Annotated in this window: 18 protein-coding genes; 3 read left to right on the forward strand and 15 right to left on the reverse strand. The window is 67.1% G+C overall.

Annotated features, from left to right (window positions below):
• Positions 1–3: 3 nt before the first annotated feature.
• The 11 genes from moaA to AB7878_RS03975 all read right to left on the reverse strand — a co-directional run bounded on the left by moaA (position 4) and on the right by AB7878_RS03975 (position 15,705).
• The gene (moaA, locus tag AB7878_RS03925; protein WP_369493098.1) at positions 4–1,023 is read right to left on the reverse strand and encodes a GTP 3',8-cyclase MoaA; all 1,020 of its coding nucleotides are present in this window, start codon (positions 1,021–1,023) and stop codon (positions 4–6) included.
• Positions 1,007–1,951, reverse strand: a complete 945-nt coding sequence (locus tag AB7878_RS03930; protein ID WP_369493099.1) for a uroporphyrinogen-III synthase — start codon at positions 1,949–1,951, stop codon at positions 1,007–1,009. Before AB7878_RS03930 ends, moaA begins: the two co-directional genes overlap by 17 nt.
• On the reverse strand, positions 1,881–3,323 hold the full coding sequence (gene cysG, locus AB7878_RS03935) for a siroheme synthase CysG (RefSeq protein WP_369493100.1): 1,443 nt from the start codon (positions 3,321–3,323) through the stop codon (positions 1,881–1,883). Before cysG ends, AB7878_RS03930 begins: the two co-directional genes overlap by 71 nt.
• Before the next feature lie 30 nt (positions 3,324–3,353).
• Positions 3,354–6,059: a molybdopterin-dependent oxidoreductase gene (locus AB7878_RS03940; RefSeq protein WP_369493101.1), complete on the reverse strand. Its 2,706-nt coding sequence runs from the start codon at positions 6,057–6,059 to the stop codon at positions 3,354–3,356.
• Between the two features lie 40 nt (positions 6,060–6,099).
• Positions 6,100–6,450: a nitrite reductase small subunit NirD gene (nirD, locus tag AB7878_RS03945; protein WP_369493102.1), complete on the reverse strand. Its 351-nt coding sequence runs from the start codon at positions 6,448–6,450 to the stop codon at positions 6,100–6,102.
• Between the two features lie 4 nt (positions 6,451–6,454).
• The gene (nirB, locus tag AB7878_RS03950; protein ID WP_369493103.1) at positions 6,455–9,025 is read right to left on the reverse strand and encodes a nitrite reductase large subunit NirB; all 2,571 of its coding nucleotides are present in this window, start codon (positions 9,023–9,025) and stop codon (positions 6,455–6,457) included.
• Complete coding sequence (locus tag AB7878_RS03955; RefSeq protein WP_369493104.1) at positions 9,022–10,389, reverse strand: MFS transporter; 1,368 nt, start codon at positions 10,387–10,389, stop codon at positions 9,022–9,024. The genes nirB and AB7878_RS03955 overlap by 4 nt, the downstream gene beginning before the upstream one ends.
• A gap of 554 nt (positions 10,390–10,943) precedes the next feature.
• Positions 10,944–12,371, reverse strand: a complete 1,428-nt coding sequence (locus AB7878_RS03960; RefSeq protein ID WP_369495715.1) for a sugar porter family MFS transporter — start codon at positions 12,369–12,371, stop codon at positions 10,944–10,946.
• Positions 12,372–12,455: 84 nt separating this feature from the next.
• Positions 12,456–13,796: a xylose isomerase gene (gene xylA, locus AB7878_RS03965; protein WP_369493105.1), complete on the reverse strand. Its 1,341-nt coding sequence runs from the start codon at positions 13,794–13,796 to the stop codon at positions 12,456–12,458.
• A gap of 26 nt (positions 13,797–13,822) precedes the next feature.
• Positions 13,823–15,349, reverse strand: a complete 1,527-nt coding sequence (gene xylB, locus AB7878_RS03970) for a xylulokinase (protein ID WP_369493106.1) — start codon at positions 15,347–15,349, stop codon at positions 13,823–13,825.
• Positions 15,346–15,705 carry a hypothetical protein gene (locus AB7878_RS03975; RefSeq protein WP_369493107.1) on the reverse strand — a complete coding sequence of 120 codons (360 nt, stop codon included), beginning with the start codon at positions 15,703–15,705 and terminating at the stop codon, positions 15,346–15,348. The genes xylB and AB7878_RS03975 overlap by 4 nt, the downstream gene beginning before the upstream one ends.
• On the opposite strand from AB7878_RS03975, the gene AB7878_RS03980 reads away from it, so the two are divergent.
• The 3 genes from AB7878_RS03980 to AB7878_RS03990 all read left to right on the forward strand — a co-directional run bounded on the left by AB7878_RS03980 (position 15,704) and on the right by AB7878_RS03990 (position 20,682).
• Positions 15,704–16,930: a XylR family transcriptional regulator gene (locus AB7878_RS03980; RefSeq protein ID WP_369493108.1), complete on the forward strand. Its 1,227-nt coding sequence runs from the start codon at positions 15,704–15,706 to the stop codon at positions 16,928–16,930. The two genes, AB7878_RS03975 and AB7878_RS03980, sit on opposite strands and share 2 nt — an antisense overlap.
• Before the next feature lie 393 nt (positions 16,931–17,323).
• Positions 17,324–18,991 carry an alpha-L-fucosidase gene (locus AB7878_RS03985; protein ID WP_439653764.1) on the forward strand — a complete coding sequence of 556 codons (1,668 nt, stop codon included), beginning with the start codon at positions 17,324–17,326 and terminating at the stop codon, positions 18,989–18,991.
• Positions 18,992–19,086: 95 nt separating this feature from the next.
• Positions 19,087–20,682 (forward strand): family 43 glycosylhydrolase, encoded by a 1,596-nt coding sequence (locus tag AB7878_RS03990; RefSeq protein ID WP_439653819.1) that lies wholly within the window; start codon positions 19,087–19,089, stop codon positions 20,680–20,682.
• A gap of 73 nt (positions 20,683–20,755) precedes the next feature.
• Here the strand turns inward: AB7878_RS03990 and AB7878_RS03995 are convergent, their stop codons facing one another.
• From AB7878_RS03995 to AB7878_RS04010, 4 genes are all read right to left on the reverse strand, one after another.
• Complete coding sequence (locus tag AB7878_RS03995; protein ID WP_369493110.1) at positions 20,756–21,193, reverse strand: FCD domain-containing protein; 438 nt, start codon at positions 21,191–21,193, stop codon at positions 20,756–20,758.
• A gap of 89 nt (positions 21,194–21,282) precedes the next feature.
• Positions 21,283–21,465 (reverse strand): hypothetical protein, encoded by a 183-nt coding sequence (locus tag AB7878_RS04000; protein ID WP_369493111.1) that lies wholly within the window; start codon positions 21,463–21,465, stop codon positions 21,283–21,285.
• Between the two features lie 22 nt (positions 21,466–21,487).
• Complete coding sequence (locus AB7878_RS04005; protein WP_369493112.1) at positions 21,488–24,106, reverse strand: glycoside hydrolase family 31 protein; 2,619 nt, start codon at positions 24,104–24,106, stop codon at positions 21,488–21,490.
• A gap of 135 nt (positions 24,107–24,241) precedes the next feature.
• A complete protein-coding gene (locus tag AB7878_RS04010) occupies positions 24,242–25,798 on the reverse strand; it encodes an alpha-N-arabinofuranosidase (protein ID WP_369493113.1) in 1,557 nt (518 codons plus the stop codon).
• Positions 25,799–26,047 lie beyond the last annotated feature (249 nt).

A 26,047-nucleotide genomic window follows, 5' to 3' on the forward strand; every position in this document is an offset into this window, starting at 1 on the left:
GGATCAACCTCCGGTGGAAGCAAGATGGGGCGTGACGCCGGTGCGGCCTTCATGCAGAAAATGGCCCTGCTCCTTGCGGCCGATCTGGCCACCGATGGCATGCACCAGGTCGTCGAGCTGGTCGTCGCGCTGCAGGTGCTGGCGCAGCGGTATGCCGAATTCGCCGAACAGGCACAGGCGCAGGTCGCCGCTGGCGGTGACGCGCAGGCGGTTGCAGCCGGCGCAGAAGTCCTTGGAGTACGGCGCGATGATGCCGATGCGGCCGGCGTAATCGGGATGGCGGTACTCGCGCGCGGGGCCCGCGTCGGCGGCGCGCGGCAGCGCCTGCCAGCCCGCCTCCTGCAGCTCGGTTTCCAGCAGCCCGGCGCGCACATGGTGGTCGCGGAAGAACGCGAGGTTGTCGCCGGTCTGCATCAACTCGATGAAGCGCAGGCCCACGGCGTGGTCGCGCAGGTAGTCCAGCCAGCGCGGCAGCTCGTCGTCGTTGACGCCGCGCAGCAGCACGGCGTTGAGCTTCATGGACAGGCCGCCGGCCAGTGCCATTTCCACGCCGCGAAGGATGTCGTCCAGCCGGTCGTGGCCGGTGATGCGCGCGAAGGCCGCGCGATCGAGGCTGTCCACGCTGACGTTGATGGCGTTGAGCCCGGCATCCATCCACTCGTGCAGGCGCCTGGAGAGCAGCGTGCCGTTGGTGGTCATCGCGAGCTTATTCACGCCCGGCACCGCGGCGGCAGCACGCAGCACGTCGGTGAGGTCGCGGCGCACGCTGGGCTCGCCGCCGGTGATGCGCAGCTTGTGCATGCCCAGCTCGGCGAAGCCGCGCAGCAGGCGGGTGATTTCTTCCAGCGACAGCGGCCCCGCTGCGCCCGTTTCGGCGTGGTAGCCGTGCGGCAGGCAGTAACTGCAACGGAAGTTGCACGCGGGAGTGACCGACAGCCGCACATACGGAAAGCGGCGACCGTAGCGATCGGCCAGCGGGGCCGTGCCCACGGAACCAGACCCAGGCTCAGGACGGCAACGCATCGATCAACCCCTGCACGAGCGGCTTCAGGTGATAGCGAGCGGCCGGGACGACCGCGACCGCCACGCCGCGTTGCGCAAGCGCCTCGGCGACCACAGGCCCGACGGCGGCCACGACGGTTCGATGCAAGGCCTCATCCAGCGCCCGACCTTGGCCTTGGCCGTCCGCCAGGCGAAACAGACGCTCCACCTGTTGCACGCTGGTGAATGCGATCGCGTCGACTTCCCTTTGCCACATGCGTTGGATCAAGGCCAACACGTCGGCGTCGTCGGCCGCATCGGCATAACGGTAGGGAGCGACGGGCAAGGCCAGTGCGCCCGCTTCGGCGAGAAAATCCATCAGCGGCGCGTTGGACTCGCTGCCGTACAGCTGCACGCCGACGCGCCGGCCATGCAGCTCGAACTCGCGCAGGCAGGCGATCATGCCCGGCGTGGTGGCCGGTTCGGCGATGCGCTCGGGCCGCAGCCCCAGTTCGCGCAACACCCGCGCCGGTTTGGGGCCGCGCGCCACGATGCGCACCTGCGCCAGGCGCGCGACGAAGCCGGCACGCTCGGTGGGCGCATGCCGGTCGAGCGCGGCCAGCAGGCGATGCAATCCCTCGCCGGTGTACAGCAGCAGGTCGTCGCAGCCGCCTGCATTGAACTGGCGCAGCCAATCCAGCACGGGCGCTGGATCGGGCGCGTCGCGGATCTCCACCAGCGGGCAGCGCAGGACGCGGGCGCCACGTCGTTCGAGCAACGCCGCGAACACATCGAGCTCCCGCGACTCGGGGATCGCGACGCAGCGGCCCGCCAGCGGCTGTCCGGATTCGACGACTGCATTCATCGCGGCGACTCCCGGCTGTCCGTCGGTGCGTCCATCAGGCCGGCTCCATCTGCATCGTCCGCGCGGCCGGCGCAACCTCGGCATGCCCATCGACCAGTTCGCCAAACCAGGCATGCTCGCGCGCACAGGCCGCGACCTCGCCGACGATCAGCAGCGCCGGCGAACCCACCGCATGCGTTTTGACGAGTGCCGGCAATTCGGCAAGCACGCCGACGATCACGCGCTGCTGCGGCAGGCTGCCGTTCTCGACGATGGCCACCGGCGTGTCGGCTGCTCGCCCATGGGCGAGCAATCGCGCCGTGAGCGCGTCGACCCGTTCGACGCCCATGTAGACGGCCAGGGTTTGTCCACGCTGGCCAAGCGCCTGCACGTCCAGCGCATCGCTGCCCGCCTTGCCATGCGCGGTCAGCAGGCAAACCGACTGCGCCTGGTCGCGATGGGTCAACGGGATACCGGCAAAGGCGGCGCAGGCCGTGGCCGCGGTGACGCCCGGCACCACTTCGCAGGCGACGCCGTGGCGACGCAGGAAGGCCAGCTCCTCGCCGCCGCGGCCGAACACGAACGGATCGCCGCCCTTCAGGCGCACCACGCGCCGCCCCTCGCGCGCATGCGCCAGCATCAACCGATGGATCTGTTCCTGCGCCATCTGGCGGCCGCCGCAACGCTTGCCCACGTCGATGCGCTCGGCATCGCGCCGAGCCATCGCGAGAATCTCCCCGCTCACCAACTGGTCGTGCAGCACCACGTCTGCCGTGTGCAGCGCGCGCAGCGCCTGCAGCGTGAGCAGGCCCGGGTGGCCCGGGCCGGCACCGACCAGCACCACCGAACCCTTGTATGGCGGCGGCTCGTCGCCGCACAGGGCGTCGAGCAGCAACTGTTCGGCCTCCTGTTCGCGCGCGGCGCGCAGCAACGGCAGCACCGGGCCGTCGTGCAGCCAGTCATAGAAGGCGCGGCGGCCGGCGAGGTTTTCGTGCCGGCGCACGATCTGCGCACGCTGGCGCTGCGCCAGCGTCACCAGCGCACCCAGGGCGTGATCCAGCACGCGTTCCAGCGTCTCGCGCACGCGTCGCGCCAGTGCGGGTGCCGCACCCGCGGTGGAGATGGCCACCATCAACGGCGAACGATCCACCACCGCAGGCACGTGGAAGCGCGAGCACGCGGCATCGTCCACCACGTTGGCGAAGATGCGCCGCTCGTCCGCGGCGGCGGCCACCGCGGCATTCAACGCGTGGTCGTCCGTGGCGGCGATCACCAGCCACATGCCATCGAGCCATCCGGGCGCGAACTCGCCGCGCTGCCAGTGGATCGTCCCCGCCACGGCCTGGGCGGCGAGTTCGTCGTCCAGCCGTGGCGCGCCCACCGTCACGCGCGCACCTGCATCGCAAAGTGCAGCAGCCTTGCGTCGGGCCACGCTGCCGCCACCTACCACCAGCACTGGCAGCCCATGCATATCTGCGAAAAGTGGGTACAGCTTCATCGTCGGCCTCCGGTTCGCTGCCATGCGCGTTCATGCCTCGCTCTCGGCGTGCGCGTCGGCGATCAGGCGCTGCAGCTCGGGGATGCACGAGCCGCAATTGCCGCCCGCGCGCAGCACGGCGGTCACGCCCGCCGGCGTGTCGAGACTTTTCTCGCGGATCGCCGCGCAAATCGTGTTGCGGCCCACGCCGAAGCACGCGCACACCACCGGACCGGGGTCGCCATCCGCGTCCGGCGCCTCGCCGGCAAGCAGGCAGGCGCGGTCGGCGTCCCCCAGCTGCGCCTGGCCGAACAAGCGGGCCAGCCATCGACGCGACGGCAAGTCGGGGCGCGCGGAGAGGAACACGCAGGCTTCGAGTCGCGCGTCACGCAACAACGCGGCGCGATAGATCCCGGTATCGGCATCTTCGTATTCCAGCCACTCTGCGTCGGCACCAGCCGCATCCAGCCAGGTTCTGGCCCAGGCGCCGCCATCCTTCGGCTGCTCGCGCTGCGCGATCTCGTAACGCCAGAACTGCTCGCCGCGAATCAGCGTCCAGTAGCTCAAGCCCGCCACCGGCAGCATGCGGCGCGCGAACGCGAAGCCGTACCAGCGCACCGGAAACGGCTCCACACGCACCGGCGTGTGCTTGAACTCCGGCTGGCCGGAAACCGGATCGACCACCGGATTCACCAGTGCGCCGACGCGCGCATCGGAGGCGAACTGTGCGTTCCAGTGGATCGGCACGAACACGTTGCCGGTCAGGATGCCGCCGCCGTGGCGCACCCGTGCCACCATCGCTCCCCAGTTCGAGACTACCCGCGCCAGTTCGCCTTCGCGCACGCCGCTGCGCAAGGCATCGTGCGGATGCATGTCGACGAAAGGCTCGCCGAGATGGCCAGCGAGCCGTGGCGATTTGCCGGTGCGCGTCATCGTGTGCCACTGGTCGCGCACACGGCCGGTGTTGAGCACCAGCGGGTACTCGCGATCCGGCGCATGGACGGGCGGACGTCCGCAAGCGGCGACGAAGCGTGCGCGGCCATCGGCATGCGCATAACGACCATCCTCGAACAGCCGCGCCGTGCCGCTGCCGTCGTCGCGCACCGGCCACTGCACCGGCGCCAGCGCGTCATAAGCCGGCTCATCGAGCGCGGCCAGGCCGCCGAGATGCAGTTGCCGCCACGCCGCCGGCAGGCCGTCGTTTGCAGTTTCGTGGTTGCGGAAGGCGGTGAGTCGCGCGTGCTCGACGAAGATGGCGTGCGGCCCGGCGTAGTCGAAGGCTTCGGCAAAGCCCAACCGCTTCGCCACGTCGCAGACGATGCGCCAGTCGGCCCGCGCCTCGCCCGGTGCAGGCAGGAACGGTCGCTGCCGCGAGATGCGCCGCTCCGAACTCGTCACCGTGCCGCTCTTCTCGCCCCAGCCCAGCGCCGGCAGGCGCACATGCGCATGTGCGCTGGTGTCGGTGCACTCGACGATGTCGGAGCACACCACCAGATCGCAGGCCAGCAGCGCCTGTCGCACGCGGTCGGCGTCGGGCAGGCTGACCACCGGGTTGGTGCCCATGATCCACAACGCCTTGACCCGCCCTTCCAATACCGCATCGAACAACGCCACCGCTTTCAGCCCGGGTTCGGCCGCGATGCGCGGCGACGACCAGAACGCCTGCACGATCTGCCGATGCACCGGATCGTGCAGATCCATGTGCGCCGCCAACATGTTGGCCAGGCCGCCGACTTCGCGCCCGCCCATCGCGTTCGGTTGCCCGGTGATCGAGAACGGCCCCGCGCCCGGCTTGCCGATGCGCCCGGACAGCAGGTGGCAGTTGATCAGGCTGTTGGCCTTGTCGGTGCCGCTGGTGGACTGGTTCACGCCTTGCGAGAACAGGCTGACCACGCGCTCGTGACGCGCGAACAGGCGATAGAACGCCAGCAGGTCGGCCAGTTGCACGCCGCAGATGCACGCCACGACGGCCGGATCGCCGGCCTCGGCGCTGGCCACCGCCAAGGCGGCATTCAGGCCATCGGTATGCGCATCGACGAAGCCGGCATCCATCACGCCATGCTGGAACAGGAAGCTGAGCAGGCCGTTGAACAGCCAGACGTCCGTGCCCGGCTTGATCGGCAGATGCAGATCGGCCGACTCGCAGGTGGCGGTGAAGCGCGGATCGATCACCACGAGCTTCGCCCCGGCCTCCTTCGCGCGCGTGATGCGCTGGAACACCACCGGATGGCACCACGCCGTGTTGGAGCCCACCAGCACCACCAGCTCGGCCTGCGCCAGATCCTCGTAGCAGACCGGCACCAGGTCTTCGCCGAAGGCCCGCTTGTGCGCAGCGACCGCGGAGGACATGCACAGGCGCGAATTGGTGTCGATGTTCGCCGTGCCCAGGTAACCCTTGGCCAGCTTGTTGACGACGTAGTAGTCCTCGGTGAGCAGTTGGCCCGACACGTAGAACGCCACGGCATCGGGGCCATGCTGGTCGATCGTGCGGCGGAAACCGTCGGCCACGCGATCGAGCGCCTCGTCCCAGCCGACCCGACGATACGTGCCGTCCGGCTCGCGCACCTGCGGATGCAAGAGGCGACCGCGCAGGTCCGTCGTCTCGCCCAGCGCCGCGCCTTTCACGCACAGGCGCCCGAAGTTGGACGCATGCGCGGGATCGCCTTCGACGCTCACCGTACCCGTGGCATCTGCCCGCGCCAACACGCCACAGCCGACACCGCAGTACGGGCAGGTGGTGGCCACCGCCTCTCTCATGCGGCGACTCCATGCTTGGCCATGGCGGGTCGCGCGCGGCTCATCGTTCCCCGCGACGGACCAGCACGTGTTCGCCATCGCGGCGTATCTGCCACGCATGCACGTGCAGCGCCGCGTCCTCCAGGCACTCGCCGGTGCGCAGGTCGTAGTGCTGCTTGTGGATCGGCGAGGCCACCACCACGCGCTCGCCGAGGCTGCCCACCAGGCCGCGCGACAGCACCGCCGCGCCGGACTCGGGATCGACGTTGCCGACCGCGTGCAGCGTGTCGTCGGCGAGGCGGAACACCGCCACCTGTTCGCCCGCCACCAGCGCGCACACGCCGGTATCGGGCACGATCTCGCCGATCCGGCACACGCAGGTCCAGTCGCCCGTCGTAACGCTGCTGTTCATCGGTTCACTCCGTCTCGACCACGACCGGGATGCGCTCCAGCCGGCTGCGTTTTTCTTCCCGCGTGGCGGGTCGGATCTGTCCGCGCTCGGGCACGAAGGCCACGTTGTCGTCGGCCGCCTCGCTGTTGACGAAGTGGCGGAAGCGACGGCGCACCTGCGGATCGCTCACGGCCTTCTTCCACTCGCACGCGTAGCTGTCGATCACCCGCTTCATCTCCGCCTCCAGCTCGGCGGCGATGCCCAGCGTGTCGTCGATGACGACCGCGCGCAGGTAATCCATGCCCCCTTCGAGGTTGTCGCGCCACACGCTGGTGCGCTGCAGGCGATCGGCAGTACGGATGTAGAACATCAGGAAGCGGTCGACGTAGCGGACCAGGGTTTCCGTGTCGAGGTCGCCGGCCAGCAGCTCGGCGTGCCGCGGCTTCATGCCGCCGTTGCCGCACACGTAGAGGTTCCAGCCTTTTTCGGTGGCGATCACGCCGACGTCCTTGCTTTGCGCCTCGGCACATTCGCGGGTGCAACCGGAGACGGCGAACTTCAGCTTGTGCGGCGAGCGCAGGCCCTTGTAGCGGTGCTCAAGGTCGATCGCCTGGCGCACCGAATCCTGCACGCCGTAGCGGCACCAGGTGGAGCCCACGCAGGACTTCACGGTGCGCACGGACTTGCCGTAGGCATGGCCGGATTCGAAGCCCGCCGCGATCAGCTCCTCCCAGATCGACGGCAACTGCTCCAGCCGCGCGCCGAACATGTCCACGCGCTGGCCGCCGGTGAGCTTGGTGTACAGGCCGTACTTGCGCGCGATCTGCCCGATCGCGATGAGCCCCTCCGGCGTCACCTCGCCGCCGGCCATGCGCGGCACCACCGAATAGCTGCCGTCCTTCTGGATGTTGGCGAGGAAGTAGTCATTGGAATCCTGCAGCGCGGCGTGCTCCTGCTGCAGCACGAACTCGTTCCAGCACGAGGCCAGGATGCTGGCGGCCACGGGCTTGCAGATATCGCAACCCAACCCCCGGCCGTGCCGCGCCAGCAGCTCGTCGAAGCGGCGGATGCGCTCCACGCGAACCAGGTGATAAAGCTCCTGCCGCGTATGCGCGAAGTGCTCGCACAGGTGGTTGTTCACCGCCAATCCGGCGCGCGCCAGCTCCGCCTTCATGAGCTGCGTCACCAGCGGCACGCAGCCGCCGCAACTGGTACCGGCCCGCGTCGCCTGCTTCAACGCGTCGAGCGTGGTGGCGCCAGCCGCCACTGCCTCGCACAACTGCCCCTTGCTGACGTTGTTGCACGAGCACACCTGCGCCGATGCCGGCAACGCGTCCAGCGCCAGCCCCGGCTTGGCCTTGCCGTCGCCTGCAGGCAGGATCAGCGACTCGGGCGACTCCGGCAACTCCATGCCGTTGAGCATCATCTGCAGCAGCGAGCCGTACTCGGCCGCATCGCCCACCAGCACGCCGCCGAGCAGGCGCTTGCCGTCCTCCGACACGACCAGCTTCTTGTAGACCTGCCGGCGTTCGTCGCTGAACTGGTAGCTGAAGCTGCCCGGCGTGGCGCCGTGCGCGTCGCCGATGCTGGCCACGTCCACGCCCATCAGCTTGAGCTTGGTGGACATGTCCGCGCCGGCGAATTCCGGCAGGTCGGGCGCCGGCCGGCGAGCCTGCAGCGCGTAGATGTGCTTGGCCACCACCCGCGCCATGTCGTAGCCCGGTGCCACCAGGCCGAACACCTTGCCGCCCCACTGCGCGCATTCGCCGATGGCGTAGACGTCGCGGTCGCGCGTGCGGCAGAAATTGTCCACCATGATGCCGCCGCGCTGGCCCACGCCCAACTCGCTCTGCCGGGCCAGCTCGTCGCGCGGGCGGATGCCGGCGGAGAACACGATGAGGTCGGTTTCCAGATGGCTGCCGTCGGCGAACTCCATGCGATGGCGCCGCGTTTCGCCATCGACGATGCGCTGCGTGTTGCGGCCGGTATGCACCACCAGACCCAGATCCTCGATCGCCCTGCGCAGCATCTGTCCGCCGCTGTCGTCCACCTGCACCGCCATCAGGCGCGCGGCGAATTCCACCACGTGCGTTTCCAGCCCCATGTCGCGCAACGCCTTGGCGCACTCCAGGCCAAGCAGGCCACCGCCGACCACTACACCGTGCTTGGCTTGGCCGCCCCATGCCGACAGCGCATCCAGGTCGTCCAGCGTGCGGTAGGTCAGGCAACCCGGGCGATCGTTGCCCGGAATCGGCGGCACGAACGGCGAGGAGCCGGTGGCGATCACCAGCTTGTCGTAAGGCAGCACGTCGCCGTCACTGGTCGTTATGCGCTTCATCGCGCGGTCGATGCCCGTCGCGCTCGTCGCCAGCTTCAGTCGTATGCCGGCCTGCTCGAAGAAGCCGGGCGCCACCAGCGACAATTCATCCATGGTCTTGCCGGAGAAAAACTCCGACAGGTGCACGCGGTCGTAGGCCGGCCGCGTCTCCTCGCCGAGCACGGTGATCTCCAGATCCGGCGGCTGCAGGGCCGCGAGCTCCTCCAGCAGCTTGTGCCCCACCATGCCGTTGCCCACCACGACAAGTCGCGTCGTCATGTCGATGACCTCCCCGTGGAATCCGTCGATAGCTCTCGCGGTTGCAGCAGCCAGTTCTGCTGCAAGGCCTCCTGGTACCGGCGCTCCTCGCTGGCTACGTGTTCGCGGCTGAAGCGCACGGCGAGCGCGCACAGCGAACCGGCGATCACGAAGCCGCCAAGCACCGTGAAGGTGTGCTGCACCGAACCGATGTATTTCTGCAGGAACCCGGCCGCAACGGCGCCGACGTTGCCGCCGGCACCGATGATGCCCGCCACGCCACCCAGCGCCTTGCGATCAACAAAAGGTACGAGCGCATAGGTCGCCCCGCATGCCATGTGCAGGCACATGCCGAAAGCCAGCATCGCCGTCACCGCCATGGCCACGCCTTGCGCGCTTGAGAACCACAGCAGCCCGATGCCTTCACAGAACATCAGCGCACACAGGAGTCGCGCCCGGGACGCCAGGCCATGCCTGCGCGCCAGTCGATCGGACGCCATGCCTCCCATCGCCCGCGCGAACAGGGCCAGCAAGCCAAACCCGCCGACGGCGAGGCCCGCGCCGCGCAGGTCCAATCCAAAACGATCGACGTAATACGAGGCCGCCACGCCGTGCACGAAAAGCTCGATGCCGAAGCAGCCGGCATAGGTGACGAACAGCATCCACACCCGGTAGTTGCCGGCCGCCTGGCGGAGCGTTGCCCAGCCGCCCTGCTTGCCGCGGCCTGCAGCGAAGCTTTGCGCACCCTGTCCGTGGCGATCACCTTCCGGAGTGTCCTGGGCAAATTTCCAGTACAGGACGCCCACGATCACCATCAGCACCCCGGGCAGCAGCATGACGATGCGCCAGGCGAGATGGTGCCCAACGCCTAGCGCAAGCACGCCGGCCAGCAGCAGTGGTATCGCCGCCTGCGCCGCGCCGCCGCCTGCATTGCCCCAACCGGCCGCGGTTGCATTTGCGGTGCCCACCACGTTGGGCGCAAACATCACCGACGTGTGGTACTGCGTGATCACGAAGCCTGCGCCGACCGCGCCGATCGCCAGACGTACGAGCAGGAACGATGCATAGCCCTGCACCAACATCATTCCGAACACTGGAACAGAGCCCAGCAGCAAGAGACCCGCATAGGTGCGCCGCGGACCCAGTCGGTCGCACAGCGGGCCGATCAGCAGGCGCCCGAAAATGGTCGCTGTCACGGCGGCGATGGTGATGTTGGCGACTTGGTCAGGACTGAGTCGGAACTCTTCCCGCACCAGCGGCATCAGCGGCGCCACCGCGAACCATGCGAAAAAGCACACGAAGAACGCCAGCCAACTCAGGTGGAACGCACGCATCTGGGGCGTGCGCCATTGGAACAGCTCGATCCGAGTCGCCTTGTCCGACATGGCATCTCCGCCCGTAGATGACGAATCGCCTCCTGCACCTTGTCGCGCAGCACACATCCCTGTCCGCCTGGAATGTTGCGTAGCAACACGCATGCCAGCGCAAGCGCCACCATGAAAACGGGGGATTGGCAGATTTTTTGGAGCTGACCGGGCAGCGGAGTGCACCCGCTTTGGTGCGGCTTTCTTCGGCTTGCACCATTGCCGTGCAGCCGGCACCACGCGAGAAATCGGTTGGCGCCGCCCGTCTTCGTTGTCGAATCGCCAGGCAAGACCTCGGGTATTTCCCTGCGGCGTGGTGCGATCAGAGTCGGGCACGTGCGCGGGGAGGCTCTTCAGCCACTCGCGATGATGCTGACGCTGTTCCCGCCGGCCCGCCTGTGGGTGTGCAGCGAATGCCATCTCCCGTTGCAGGAGAGGCGCCCTGCAGTACTCAAAAGAGGTTTATTTCCAAACCACCGGCGTACTGGCCGTGCGACTTTGGGCGGTCTTCAACACGCCCATAGGGATGGCTGCTGCAGCTGAAATCAATCGGAACTAGGCTGATCCCAATGTCTTTACATCTGCTCCAGTTCCTTGCCCCGCGTTTCCTTGACATAGCAGAGCACGAACACCGTCGATAGCGCCGCAGCCACTGCATAGATGCCGTAGGTGGGCGCGAGGCCGATGCCGACCAGCAGCAGCGGGAAGCTGATGGTGATGGCGAAGTTGGCGATCCACTGCGCGGCGCCGGATACCGCCAGGCTGGAACCGCGGATCTGGTTCGGAAACATCTCGCCCAGCATCACCCACATCACCGGGCCCCACGACATGTTGAAGAACACCACGTAGACGTTGGCCGCGACCAGCGCCAGCGTGCCCATCGGCGGCGGCAGCCCGAGTTTGCCGGCGGCATCCATGTGCGCATGCGCGAACGCCCAGGCGACCAGTGCCAGTGCCACCGCCATGCCCAGCGAACCGATCCACAGCAGCGGCTTGCGGCCGATCCGGTCCACCAGCGCCACGGTCACCAGGCAGGCGGCGATGCTCAGCGCACCGGAAACCACGTTGATCAGCAGCGCATCGCTCTCGGAAAAGCCCACCGCCTGCCAGAGCACGGCGCCGTAGTAGAACACCACGTTGATGCCCACCAGTTGCTGCAGCACCGCCAGCCCGATGCCCACCCACACGATCGGGCGAATGCGCTTCGTGGCCTTGTCCACCAGGTCGGACAGCCGGGGGCGATGGCGGTCCTGCGCCAGCGACGTGCCGATCTCGCCCAGCTTCGTGCGCGCGATCTCCTCGCCGTACAGGCGCACCAGCACGGCCTTCGCCTCCGTCTCGCGCTTGCGCATCACCAGGAAACGCGGGCTTTCCGGAATGAACAGCAGCGTGACCAGGAACAGCGCCGACGGCAGCACCTGCATCCAGAACATCCAGCGCCATGCGCTCTGCCCCAACCACAGCGCCTCGGTGGACGCGCCCGCCGCCCTGGCCAGCAGGTAATTGCTGAGGAAGGCGCAGAACAGGCCGCTGATGATGGCCACCTGCTGCATCGTGGCGAGGCGCCCGCGGTAGCGCGCCGGCGCCACCTCGGCGATGTAGGCCGGCGCGATCACACTGGCTGCACCGACTGCAAAACCGCCGGTGAGGCGCGCGAGGACGAAGAACACCACGTCGTGTGCGGCGCCGGCGCCCAGCGCCGAGAACAGGAACAGGATCGCCGCGGCGATCAACACCGTGCGCCGCCCCTGGTAGTCGGCCGCGCGTCCGGCGAAGAACGCGCCCACGGCGCAGCCCAGCAGCATCGAGGCCACCTCGAAGCCGATCTCGGCGGCATTGGAGTGGAAGGCCAGCTTCAGGCCGTCCACCGTACCGTTGATCACGCCGCTGTCGAAGCCGAACAGGAATCCACCCAAGGTGGCCACGCAGCTGATCTGCACGATCAGCCGCGTGTTTTCCGTCCGCTCCAGCGGTCCGGTGGCATCAAGCGTCGCACTGTACATGTCCACGAAAGGCTCCCCTCATTAGTCTGCGCGCGGGGCCCCCAAGCCCCGCCCTCCCCGCCTCGCCGCCAGCGGCGCGCCCGATTACGCGCGCAGCAGGAACTGGTTGACCAGATTCTCGTAGCGCTCCTGCTTGCCGCTGCGCTGGACGGGTTCGCCATGCGCGACCGCGTGGGCGCGCAAGTCTTCCATGCCCAGCCGGCCTTCGGCAAACGCGCGACCGTCGCCCGTGTCGAAGCTGGCGTAGCGATCCGTGCGCCACTGTTCCAGCGGTGAACGGGTCAGCAGCGCATGCGCCACCTCGAGGCCGCGCGCGAAGGTGTCCATGCCGCCGATGTGGGCGATGAACAGGTCCTCGGCGTCGGTCGATTCGCGGCGCAGCTTGGCGTCGAAGTTCAGTCCACCGGGCGCCAGCCCGCCCTGGCGCAGCACCACCAGCATCGCGCCCACGGTGTCGTAGAGGTCGCTGGGGAACTGGTCGGTGTCCCAGCCGTTCTGGGCGTTGCCGCGGTTGGCGTCGATGCTGCCGAGCAGGTCGTGATCCGACGCGACCTGCAGATCGTGCTCGAAGGTGTGGCCGGACAGCGTGGCGTGGTTCGCCTCGATGTTGAGCTTGAAATCCCGCTCCAGGCCATGGGCCTTGAGGAAACCCGCGACCGTCGACGAGTCGAAGTCGTACTGGTGCTTCATCGGCTCCATCGGCTTGGGCTCGATCAGGAAGTTGCCCTTGAAGCCGATGCTGCGGCCGTAGTCGCGCGCCATCGCGAGGAAGCGCGCGAAGTGTTCCAGCTCGCGCTTCATCTGCGTGTTGTGCAGCGAGGCATAGCCTTCGCGGCCGCCCCAGAACACGTAGTTGCTGCCGCCCAGTTCCACCGTCGCCTCCAGCGCGGCCTTGATCTGCACCGCCGCGCGCGCCACCACCGCGAAGTCGGGGTTGGTGGCCGCGCCGTTCATGTAGCGCGGATGGCTGAACAGGTTGGCGGTACCCCACAGCAGCTTCATGCCGGTGGCCTGCTGGCGCTCCTTCGCCAGCGCCACCATGTGCCGCAGGTTCTGCTCGTACTGGGCCACGTCGTCGGCGTCGGGCGCCATGTCGATGTCGTGGAAGCAGTAGTACGGCGTGCCCAGCTTGGTGAAGAACTCGAAGGCGGCGTCCATGCGCGCCTCGGCGCGGGCCATCGGCGTATCGCCGGCATCCCAGGGATAGCGCCGCGTTCCCGGTCCGAACGGATCATGGCCGGCATTGCAGAAGCTGTGCCAGTAGCACACCGCAAAGCGCAGGTGTTCGGCCATGGTCTTGTCGCCGATCTTCCGGCTCGCGTCGTAGTGCTTGAACGCCAGCGGGTTGTCCGATTCGCGCCCCTCGTAGGGAATGCGGCCGATGCCGCGGAAATATTCGCGCTTGCCGACGAAGGGAGTGTTCATGGAATGCGTTGCCTCTGCGGGTTGCGTCATGGGGAAAGTTCGGAAGGAGCGGCGCCGGCGAGCCGGCCATGGGCATGCTGCTCGGCCGCCAGCAATGCAAGGAACTGCCGGTAGGGCTCCTGGTATGCGGCCACGTTCGCCGCCCGGGGTTGCGCCGCGCGCGTCGCGTCCAGCGCCACGTGTTCGCGCGCGAGCTCGGCGATGGAGCCCTGGTCGCCACCATCGCAGCGCCATGCCCACAACGCCTGCAAGGCAGCACCAAAGGCGGCGCCCTCGGTTTCCGCGGGTATCTCCACCGGCAGTTCGAACACGTCGGCCAGCAGTTGCCGCCACGGCGCACTGTTCGCCCCGCCGCCGGTCAGACGGATCGTCCCGAAATCCAGGCCGGCGGTGCGCAAGGCGTCCAGGCCGTGGCGCAACGCGTAGGTCGCACCCTCCATCGCCGCGCGATAGGCATTCGCGCGGGTGAAGTTGCCCGGTGTCATGCCATGCAGGCTGGCGCGCGCGGTGGGCAGGTCGGGCGTGCGCTCGCCATTGAAGAACGGCAGCATCAGCAAACCGTCCGCGCCCGGCGACGTGCGCTCGACCAGTGCATCGCCCTCCCCGGCCTCGAAGCCGAAGGCGGTGGCGACACGCCCCGTGGCCACAGTGCAGTTCATCGTGCACACCAGCGGCAGCCAGCCGCCGGTGGACGAACAGAACGCCGCCCAGAGCCCCTCCGCATCCACCACCGGGCGATCGGCGCTGGCGAACAGCGTGCCCGAGGTGCCCAGGCTCACGCTGAGCACGCCCGGCTGCACGTTGCCGGTGCCGATCGCCGCCATCATGTTGTCGCCGCCGCCGGCCGAAACGCGCACCGCGTGCGGCAGACCCAGTTCATCGGCGATGGCGGGTGCGATGGGCGCACTGAAATGCGCGTCGACCAGCGGCGGCAGGCAGCGCGACAGGTCGCGCTCCGCATCGGTGGCCGCGAGCATCGCCGGGGACCAGCAGCGCCTGCGCACGTCCAGCCAGCCGGTGCCCGAGGCGTCGCCGCATTCCATCCAGCGTTCGCCGGTGAGCCAGGCATTGATGTAGTCGTGCGGCAGCAGGATGCCCGCGAGCCGGCGATAGACGTCCGGACGATGCTTGCGCGTCCACGGCAGCTTGGAAGCCGTGTAGCCCGCCAGGACGGGATTGCCCGCCAGCGCGATGCACTGCCGGTAACCGCCTGCCGCGGCCATGATCTCGTCGCACTCGCGCCAGCTGCTGGTGTCGCACCACAGCTTGGCCGGCGCCAGCACCTCGCCCGCCGCGTCCAGCGGGACGAAACCGTGCTGCTGGCCGGAAACCCCGATCGCCACGACGCGTGCACGCAGGGCGGCATCGAGATCCGCGAAACATTGCCGAACCGCCTCAAGCCACCATTGGGGATGCTGCTCGCGGCTGCCGTCGGGCCCTTCGACCAGTGCCAGCGGCTGGCCGCGAACCGCAAGCATGCGGCGACGATCGGCGTCGTAGGCGAGCAGCTTGACACTCTGGGTGCCGATGTCGAGGCCGACGACAACGGTCATGCAGCTGCCCGCCTGCGGCCCTCTGCGGCGTCACTGCTGGCCGGTGCGGCATTCCTCGTCGAATCTTTCAAGACACCTACCCTTCTCAGGAATCCGGATACAGGCCAGTCGCCGTCGTGTCGCAGTCGGCGGCCACTCGTCGCACGATCCGTGGCGGCGCGACAGGCGGCCGGGTCCGCGCCGATCGCGCTGCGCCTCGCTTGAGATGCTGCGTTCGGCGTTGCGGCGCCGCAATTGCGAAATCCGTCATCGCGCAGGTCATTTTCCGTGCCGCAATGCCGCATGTACGCGGCCGCCCCAGCAGGTATCGTCGATCCAATCCGGTAGATGCCGTCGCAGCAGATCGTGGTATCCATGCCATCACCTCACCGCATCGCCCTGCTCTTCAACGCGAACAAGGTCTATGACCGTCACGTCCTCACGGGCATCGGGCAATACCTGACGTCCACGCGCGTCGAGTGGGACCTGTTCATGGAAGAGGATTTCCGCTGCCGCACCGTGGGCATCCACCACTGGCGCGGCGACGGCATCATCGCGGACTTCGACGATCCCATCGTCGGCGAGACGCTGTGCGGCCTGCCCTTGCCGGTGGTCGCGGTGGGCGGTTCCTACGCCGACCCGGCGAACTATCCGGAAGGCATTCCCTACGTGGCCACGGACAACGCCAAGCTCGTTCGCCTGGCCTACGACCACCTCATCGACCAGGGGCTGCAGCGCTTCGCCTTCTACGGCTTGCCGCCCACGCCGGGCAACCGCTGGGCGATGGAACGCGAGCAGGCGTTCCTTGGCATGACCCGCGCGGACAGCCTCGAGGGCATGGTGTTCCGCGGCTCGCCCACCAGTGCGGGCGGTTGGGGCATCGCCCAGGAAGCGATCGTGGACTGGGTGCGTTCGCTGCCCAAGCCCATCGGCATCATCGCGGTCACCGACGCGCGCGCGCGCCACCTGCTGCAGGCCTGCATCGTGGCCGACGTGCCCGTACCGGCCGAGATCGCGGTGGTGGGCATCGACAACGACCCCATCGCGCAACTGCTCAGCCGCATTCCGCTGACGTCGGTGATCCAGGGCGCCGAGGAAATGGGCCATACCGCAGCCCGGCTGCTGCACCAGATGCTGCACGGCGGACGGCTCGCCGAGCAACGCATCATCGTGCCGCCCAAGGGCATCAACGTGCAGGCAAGCAGCCGGCACGAACCGATGAGCAACCAGCACGTGATGCGGGCGCAGCACTACATCCGTCAATACGCCTGCCTCGGCATCAAGACCGACCAGGTCGCCGACTATGTCGGCGTGTCGCGCACCCTGCTGGAGGAGCACTTCAAGCGCGAACTCAAGCTGACCGTCCACCAGGCCATCCTGCGCCACAAGCTGCAGACCGCGCAGCGGATGCTGGTCGACACCACCGTACCGCTGGCCGACGTGGCCGTGCGCAGCGGCTTCACTTCGCTGCAGTACATGTATGCGGTGTTCCGCCGCGAGCTCGGCTGCACGCCGCGCCAGTACGCCGAAGGGCTGCAAGGTGGCGAAGGGGCTCCCCGCGATGCGGAGGGGCTGGCCGCGGTGGACGACACGGCACCGTAACAAGCACCAACCGGGTGCCTGGCGGCACGCCGTCGCACCTGCGGAGCATTCGCCTCCTGCAGCCGCTGGCATGCCGTGCCGCCACCTGGTTCGACGCGACCCGATGAACAAAAAAAACATCGGCACGTGCGGGGGGACGCATGTGCCGATGGGAACCGGCGCGCGCGGGGACGACGCACAAACCGACGGAAACGCTGGCATGGCATGTCGAACCGATTGCAGCGGACTTCGTGGAAGCCCGCTTGCTTGAGCGGATCGTGAAATGGCGTCGCCGAGGCGACAATTGCGAAATCAGCAGTCGACGCTAACGTTTCTTCGTATGCGTTCGCACATCCCGCCTCGCTGGCGTGTGCTTGCTGCTAGCGTTCGGTGGCCCCTTCGACAGGACATTCCATGTCGTTCTTCCCGCATGCCAGGGTTCCACGCAGAGTGCATCCCTCCCTGCTTCGTGGATGTCTGCTTTCCGCATGCGTTATGGCCGGCTCGTCGGCATGGGCCGCACAGCCCGGCAGCCAATCCGATGCTCCCACTGCGCAGACACTCAGCCCGGCGCAGATGGATCAGGCCTGGCAGCGCGCCACGGCGCGCTACGCACCCGAGCGCAAGGCACTGTTGGCCGAAGTCGCACAAGGCGATGCCATCGGGCCGTTTCGTCCCGACTGGATCTCCCTCGCGCAATACCAGGCACCGGCCTGGTTCGGTGCCGCGAAGTTCGGCATCTTCATCCACTGGGGCGTCTACGCCGTGCCGGCGTTCGCGAACGAGTGGTACCCGCGCAACATGTACGACGGCACGACGCGCGAGCACGCCCACCAGCTCGACACCCATGGCCCATTGACGCATCGCGGCTACAAGGACTTCATCGCCGGCTTCAAGGCACGGCACTGGGATCCCGCGGCGTGGGCCCGATTGTTCAAGCAGGCCGGCGCGCGTTATGTGGTGCAGGTGGCCGAACATTCGGACGGCTTCGCGATGTACGACTCGAAGCTGTCGCGCTGGACCGCCGCGCAGATGGGGCCGAAGCGCGACGTGGTGGCGGCGCTGGAACGAGCCGTGCGTGCCGAAGGCCTGCGCTTTGGCCTGTCCTCGCACCGCGCCGAGCACGACTGGTTCTTCGATCACGGCCGCGAGCTCGCCTCCGACGTGAACGATCCAGCCGATGCCGACTTCTACGGCCCCGCCGTGCCGCACTTCGTGCAGGATGGCGACCAGGACCTGCAGCAGGATTGGACCTACGTTTCGCCCACTTACGTGGACGACTGGCTGGCACGCACGGCCGAACTGGAAGCCTATTACCGACCCGACCTGATCTATCTCGACTGGTGGGTGGGCCACCCTGCATTCCGCGGCGCGCTGGCCGAGTTCCTCGCCTACTACTACAACCGCGGTGCGCAACGCGACGGCGTGGTACTCAACTACAAGTTGCATGCGCTGCCCGCCGGCAGTGCCGTCCTCGACGTGGAGCGCGGCCAGCTGGGCGATATCCGCCCCACGCCGTGGCAGACCGACACCACCATCAGCAACAGCTCCTGGGGCTACGTGGAGTCCGACAGCTACCGTTCGGCCACCTCGATCATCCAGCTGCTGGCCGACGTGGTGAGCAAGAACGGCAACCTGCTGCTGGATGTCGGCCCGCGGCCGGACGGAACCATCGTCCCGCAGGAACAGGCCGTGCTGCTGGAAATCGGCCGATGGCTGGCAACCAATGGGGCGGCGATCTACGACAGCCATCCGTGGCGCGTGTCCGGCGAAGGCCCCACCGCGCCGACCGCCGGCGCCTTCAAGGAACAACTGGCCAAGCCCTGGACCGCCGACGATTTCCGCTTCACCCGCAACAAGGACCTGCTGTACGCCATCGAATTCGGCTGGCCAGCCGACGGCACGGTGACCATCCGCAGCATCAAGCCGACCGATCGCGTGCAGGACGTGCGCCTGCTGGGTTCGTCCACGCCGGTGCGCTGGCAAAGCACCGGGCAAGGGTTGGTGCTCCATGTCGGTTCGCGTCCCGCCGGCCCTGCGGCCTTCGTCTACGCCATCCGTACCGCCACGGACACGCCATGAAGAAACCCACCGACCACCTCGACGCGGCAAGCGATGGCACGCTCCCGACCACCGCCGTCGCGCCGAACCTTGCGCGCAGAAATCTGTTCAAGGCCATGGCGACGGGTGCGATCGCCGCACCACTGGCGCGGATGGCGAAAGCCGATCCCGGCCAGCGATGCGCCGACTCCGGTCTGCACTGGGACAAAGGCATCGAGGGCCAGCGCAAGGCCGATCTTGGCGACGGCAGTTACCGCAACCCCATCGTGTCCGGCGATCACCCCGATCCCGCCGTGCTCAAGGACGGCGACGACTACTACATGACGTTCACGCCCTTCGCCGCTTCGCCGGGGCTGGCGATCTGGCACTCGACCGACCTGGTCGGCTGGACGCCGATCGCGACCGCCCTGCACAAGCCGATGGGCAACGTCTTCGCGGTCAATCTCTGCAAGCACGGCAACCGCTACTACATCTACCTGCCGGCGCAACGGTCCGGCGGCGACTGGTCGATCTTCGCGATCGCGGCGGAACGCATCACCGGCCCGTGGAGTGAGCCGGTCGACCTCGGCATCCCCGGCTGCATCGACCCCGCGCACGTGGTCGGCGAGGACGGCAGGCGCTACCTGTTCGTCAACGGCATCCGCATGATCCGCCTGCGCGACGACGGCCTGGCCACCGACGGACAACTCGTGCATGCCTACACGCCATGGCAGTACCCGCAGGACTGGATCGTCGAGGACTTCGCGCCGGAAGGGCCGAAACTTCTGCGCCGCAACGACTGGTTCTACCTGGTCAGCGCCGTGGGCGGCACGGCCGGCCCGCCCACCAGCCACATGGTGATCGTGGCGCGCTCGCGCTCGGTGCATGGGCCGTGGGAGAACTGCCCGCACAACCCCATCGTGCGCACGCAGTCGGCCGCCGAACCGTGGTGGTCGCGCGGCCACGCCACCTTCGTCGAAGGGCCGGCCGGCGACTGGTGGATGGTCTACCACGGCTACGAAAACGGCTTCCGCACGCTGGGCCGTCAGACCCTGCTGGAACCGATGGCGTGGACGGCGGACGGCTGGCCGGTGGCCACCGGGGGCGACCTGTCGCGACCGCTGCGCAAACCCTCGGGCGGCAAGGCAAGCCCGGTCGGCTTCGCGTTGTCGGACGACTTTTCCAGCGACAGGTTCGGCATCCAGTGGTCCTTCCACGATCCGCGCCCGGACGAAATGCGGCGGGTTCGCCGTGCCGACGGCAGCATGGAGCTGGCCGGTGCAGGCACGTCGCCGGTGGACAGTTCGCCGATGGTCTGCGGCGTGGGCGACCGTGCCTACGTGGCGGAGCTCACGCTGGAGCCGTCCGCCAATGCCGAGGCGGGACTGCTGCTGTTCTACAACCACAAGGCCTTCGTGGGTGTCGGCTTCACGCCGGACACGATCAAGACGTTCGAATACGCGCAGGAGCTGGACTGGGCCCGCATCCGGCGGCCGAACCGCCGCGTGCGCGTGCGCCTCACCAACGACCACAACGTGGTGACGTTCGAGTACTCGCACGACGACGGCCGCAGCTGGCAATTGCACACCTTGCGCATGGAAGTGTCCGGCATCCACCACAACGTGTTCGGCGATTTCCTGAGCCTGAAACTCGGCATCTACTGCGCCGGCAAGGGGACGGCACGACTGGGCGACTTCCGCTATCGCGCGATCGAGGGCAATCCGCTGGCGTGATGCCGCGGGGCGCGACGCGCGCACCACCGGTGAGCACGGGTGGCGCCGGCGTGCGGCGCACCGCCCGGTCCGCTCAGGCCGCTTCGGCCGTGCCCGCGTGGCGACCGGCGTCGCCGCGCCAGCCGGCCAGCATCTCCTGCATCGCCCGACGCGCCGCTTCCGGCTGGCGGCGGCGGATCGCGCCCAGCAGTTTCCGACGCGCGGCGGCGCAAACCGGACATCGCCAGCGGTGTACGCGGCGGATGCGTGGCAAGCGAGCAGCGCGTTCCCGATCACCGCGAACATGGAGATCCTCGGCTCGTTGCCGGTGGCGTGCAAACGCCTCGCGGAAGGCCAACTCCGTGCAGGCCCCGGGAGCAGGATCGGCTTCTGCAGTCATCGCATCGCATGCGGCCTCGATGCGTCCCAGCTGTTCGTCGTCGCGACGCCGCGCGGCGGTGACAGCGTTGGCGAGTCCTATGGCCTCGCACATCTCCAGCAGTTTCCCGACGAAATCCCCTGCGGGCAGCAAGGTACGGCGCCAAGCCAGCACATCGACGTCGAACTTGTCCCAGTGCCTGGCGTCACGTACGCAAGCACCAGTCCGCTCGGGCGATTCGGTCAGGCCCTCGGCGGCACCTTCATCGCCCCTTGCTGCAAGGTGCGGCGTACCTTCATGCGCCCGACCAGCACCTCCTCGCGCGGCAGTTGCCCGCCTGCGGCAATCCTGTCGCTGACGAGCAGGCACCCAAGCTCCCGCACCATCTGTTGGTGCAAGTTGCACACGACAATCGACCTGATCATGGCGCCCCCCAGAGCTGGCGGATCAGGGGTGGTGAGTGACAGGCGCGTCATCGGCTGCCCGCCCCATCAGGCAACGGTTGCAGCCGTGAGCTGGTCGGCCTTTGATCGGCCCACCTGCAAATCCGTCTGCGCGATCCATGTTCCCGCTGCCATTTATCACTGAAACGACCGCCGAATCCGGCCCACTCCAAGCCGGTGCTCCCTGATGTTTCAGTTGATGGGCGGCATCATCCCAAGTCAGCCTGGTGAGCGAGTATTTGCCCTGCTCGTAGCCGTAGGACTTCCCGTCGTCCCGGAAGAGCGTAAAGCTGCCATCCGCGCCCGGATATACCTTTACCGACACGATCCGCTGCGTTTGCCCGGCGCTGCCGTCGTCCGGCCCCATCGGCACGATGCTTCCCGCCTTCACAAACAGCGGTAGCGTGTCGATGGGCGCATCCACCTCGACCGTCTGCCCGCCGTGCAAGCGCTGGTTCGTCCAGTAGTTGTACCAATCGCAACCCGCTGGCAGATACACGGCTCGATGGGTGGCGCCCTGCGTCGTGACCGGAGCCACCAGGAAGGCCGGCCCGTACATGTATTCATCAGGGATGTCCGCAACCTTCGGATCGTTCGGGAAATCCATGAACAGCGCGCGCATGTACGGCGCGCCGGTCTGGTAGCTGCGGTAGGCCGCCGAATACGTGTACGGCAGCAACTGGTAGCGAAGCCTCAGGTATTTCGCCAGGATCGGTTCGGCTTGCTTGCCGTAGGACCATATTTCGTTGTGCTTCCGTTCCCCGTGGGCACGCATCACCGGCTGGAACACGCCCCATTCGAACCAGCGCACGAACAGTTCGGGATAGTCCTCGTAGTTTCCGATCGTGTCGCGCGCATCGGAACCGTCGATCAGGGGCTTGTGTGCCGCATGGTAGTCGGCCGGGATGAGCGGCGAGAAAAAGCCCGCGATATCGGTATCCCAATAAGGCATGCCGGAGGCGGCAAAGTTGAGGCCTGCGGGAATGGATCGCTTGAGCATGTCCCAGGTCGCGAAAATATCGCTCGACCAGAAGACGGTGCCGTTGCGTTGCGCCCCGAGGTAGGCCGCGCGCGCCAGGATCATCAGCCGTCGGCTGGTCCCGAAATCGCGCCGGAATCCTTCGTATACCGAAGCGGTATGAAACAACGGATACACGTTGTAGTAGCGCGTGCCCGAGCCGATCCAGAACACGTCGTTCGCCGGATCGATGTCCGGCTCCGTTTCGTCGAGCCACACATCGTCGAAGCCGTACCGCTTTATGTAGCGATCACGGATTTCCCGCCAGAACCAATTCGCCGCATCGGGATTCGTCGTGTCGATATTCGGTCCGATGACCGCCTTGAAGCCGCCCGGGTCCGGCACGCCGTTCCGCGTATGCACCAGCCAGCCTTTGCGGGCGAGCATGTCATAGAACAGCGATCCCTTCGAAAAATGCGGCCACACGCTGAGCAGCGTGTCCACACCCATCGCATGCAAGCGGCGATTCATGGCGGCGGGATCCGGCCAGCGCTTTGGGTCCAGATCCAGGTTTCCCTGCCTGGTCATGTTGAGGAAATCGACCACCAGCACGCCCAGCGGCAGATTCTTCCGGCGGTACTCATCGGCTACGGCAAGGATCTGCGCCTGCGTCGCGTAGATCGCCTTGCTCTGAATATATCCGTAGGTACTCCTGGGCAGCAGGTGGGTCACGCCCGTCAACAGGCGGTAGCCTTCGTAGATCTCGTCGGCGCTGTTTCCCGCGATGACGAAATAGGAGACGCGATTGCCCACCTGCGACGACCAGGCGTTCTGGCTGTTGAAGCCGAGTTGTACGGTTGTTTTCGATGGGTTGTCCCAAATCAGGCCGTAGCCCAAGCTCGACACCATGAAGGGAACGCAGACATTTTCGCCGCCCAGCGCGGAATAATCGTGCCAGCAACGAATCTCGTGGTCGCGCAGGTCCAGCCATCCCTTCTGCTGCTGTCCGAGCCCGTAGTAGTGTTCATTGGCGGGCGAATCGAATGTGGCGGCGACTCGAAAGCCCTTTGCGCCAGCTTCCGCCTGCGCGACCTCCGGCTGTTCGGGTGCCATGGTCCACGTGCGCATGCGCAACAGCGTCTTGCCCTCGGCGTTGGTGATCCGCAGCGCGTCGTTGAACGTAGTTCGGTCATTCCATCCCCCGAAGTACTTTTCGCGCAGTTGCTGGTTCAGCGCGTCCAGAGGCATGCGCTGCGGGAGTTCGTCAGGCGCAAGGTCCCCGGGCACCACTCGCACGATCATTTTCGCCGAACGAAAAACGTCGTCGCCTGCCGCATCGCGCGTATGCGTCCATCCCTTGGCCGAGGGTCTGGCAAGAAACCCGTATCCCGGCGGACTCACCGCGGCCGCCCGATCCACGCTCAGCGTTACCCGCAAGATGTTTGGCGCATAGGGTTCGAGTGAAATGGTTCTTCCGTTCCTCTGAAGGACGAGAGGGGCATCCTGGGCCACCGCCGTACCCTTCAGCGACACGCCCAGGAGCAACGCGCAGAGTCCGACGGAGAACAGTTTCTTCATCATGCAATACCCTACCCCGAACATTCGACCGATGCCGTCTTGGAGATTCATCACGTCGTCCCATGCGTAGAACAAGTTGCCGTTCATGCCGTCGGACAACCCTCGTGACAGACCCTCAAACACGGATCCTTCCAATTCATCGTAATCAGGGTGTTCAACCATGCCTGCCGAGTTTTTGACCAGCAGGGCACGGTGATCACCGATCGCCCGTTGCCCAGCCGGCTATTTTTGATCGACGGCGACGACCGCGACCGACCTGGCCGGCAAATCGAAAGTCAACCTGCCACGCTCGCTGCGCCCCGAATAGGCGACCGGATGGATCGTGTTCGGCGCCGCGAACGTGTTGTGGCTGTCCATCTTCGGCCCGGTCAGGATCCGGCCGCTGGCGGTGCCGCTCAGCCCGGTCTCGACATGCGCGGCGCGATCGGGATCGAGATTGACCAGGGCGAGATAGAGCTTGCCGTCGGTGCCGCGCGCGGCCGAGGCATCAACCATCGGCAAGTCGTATTTGCCCTCCACGTAATGGGGGCCGCTGACCGTTGCCGGATAAGGCGTGGCGCCCTGGAACGGCACGTACATGTGGAAGACGTGGTAGGTGGGCGTCAGCAGCATCTTGTCGCCCTCGGTCAGCACCATCGCTTGCAGCACGTTGACCATCTGCGCGATCGCCGCGAGCTTCACCCGGTCGGTATGGCGGAAGAAAATGTCCAGTGTCAGCGCCGCCACTTCGGCGTCGCGCAGCGTGTTCTGCTGGTAGAGGAAGCCGGGATGGCTTCCAGGCTGCGGATCGTACCAGGTGCCCCATTCGTCGACGTAGAGCGCGACCTTCTTGTCGGGATCGTACTTGTCCATGATCGCCGAATGTCTGGCGATCAGCGTGTTCATGTAGCGCGCCTTGCTGAGCGTCGCTGCCCATTCGTCCTTGCTGAAACCGGTCGCGGATCCTTTGTGCTCCCAGGAGGAGCCCGGGAGCGTGTAGTAGTGCAGGCTGATGGCGCCCAGCTGTTTGGCCGCATCGCGCATCAGCGTGTCGGTCCAGGCGTAGTCCGCGTCGCTGGGCCCCGAGGCGACCTTGACGAAGTCGGGAGCGCCCGGCGCCGGATTCACGAACGTGGCGTAGCGTTTGAACAGGTCGGCGGCATAGCCGGCGGTCATGTTGCCGCCGCAGCCCCACAGTTCGTTGCCGTAGCCGACGTACTTCAGGTTGGTCCATGGCTTGTCGCGCCCGTTGGCGCGCCGCTCCTGCGCGAGCGCGGAATCGCCGCCGGCGGTCATGTACTGCACCCACTGCCGTGCATCGTAAGCTGGCAGCGAGCCCAGGTTGATCGAGACATAGGCGGCCGCGCCCAAGGCTTCGGTGTAATCCATGAACTCATTGGTGCCGAAGCTGTTGTCGTCGGTGACGCCGCCCCAGTTGGTGTTGATTCCCTTGGGTCGCTTGGCGGCGGGGCCAATGCCGTCGCGCCAGTCGTAGGTGTCGGCGAAGCAGCCGCCGAGCCAGCGGATCACCGGCACATGGAGCGCTTTCAGCGCATCCATCACGTCGGTGCGATAGCCGTTCCGGTTGGGAACCGACGAATGAGGGCCGACCCAGATGCCGTCGTAGATGCCGCGGCCGAGGTTCTCGGCGAACTGTCCCTCGACCGCCGGTTCGATCACCGGGCCGGGGTGGGCCAGATCGACGGTCAGCCTGACGTGGGTCGGGGCCGGGGTGATCTGTGCGATCGCCGGTGTCGAAAGGACCATGGCTGCAACAGCGGCAACAAGCGTTCGTTTCATTCTTTGATTCCTGTCTCGAGTAGCGATAGCTGGGGCATGACATCCATCTACCGAATCGTTCCGACATCGATCGGCGACGTATACGAGCCTAAATCGACGAGCGAAGCTGTCAGGCGTTTGGTGCCGTCTGGTTCTTTAGGTTTGCTGGCAAACTGATTTGGATTCTCTTGCGCGCCATGCGCGAATAGCCTGAAGCGCTGTCTGGTGGCTGAGTACTTGTTGCGCCAGCCTGCAGGCGTCACTGAACAC

The organism is Rhodanobacter humi, assembly GCF_041107455.1.
Taxonomy (GTDB): Bacteria; Pseudomonadota; Gammaproteobacteria; order Xanthomonadales; family Rhodanobacteraceae; genus Rhodanobacter_A.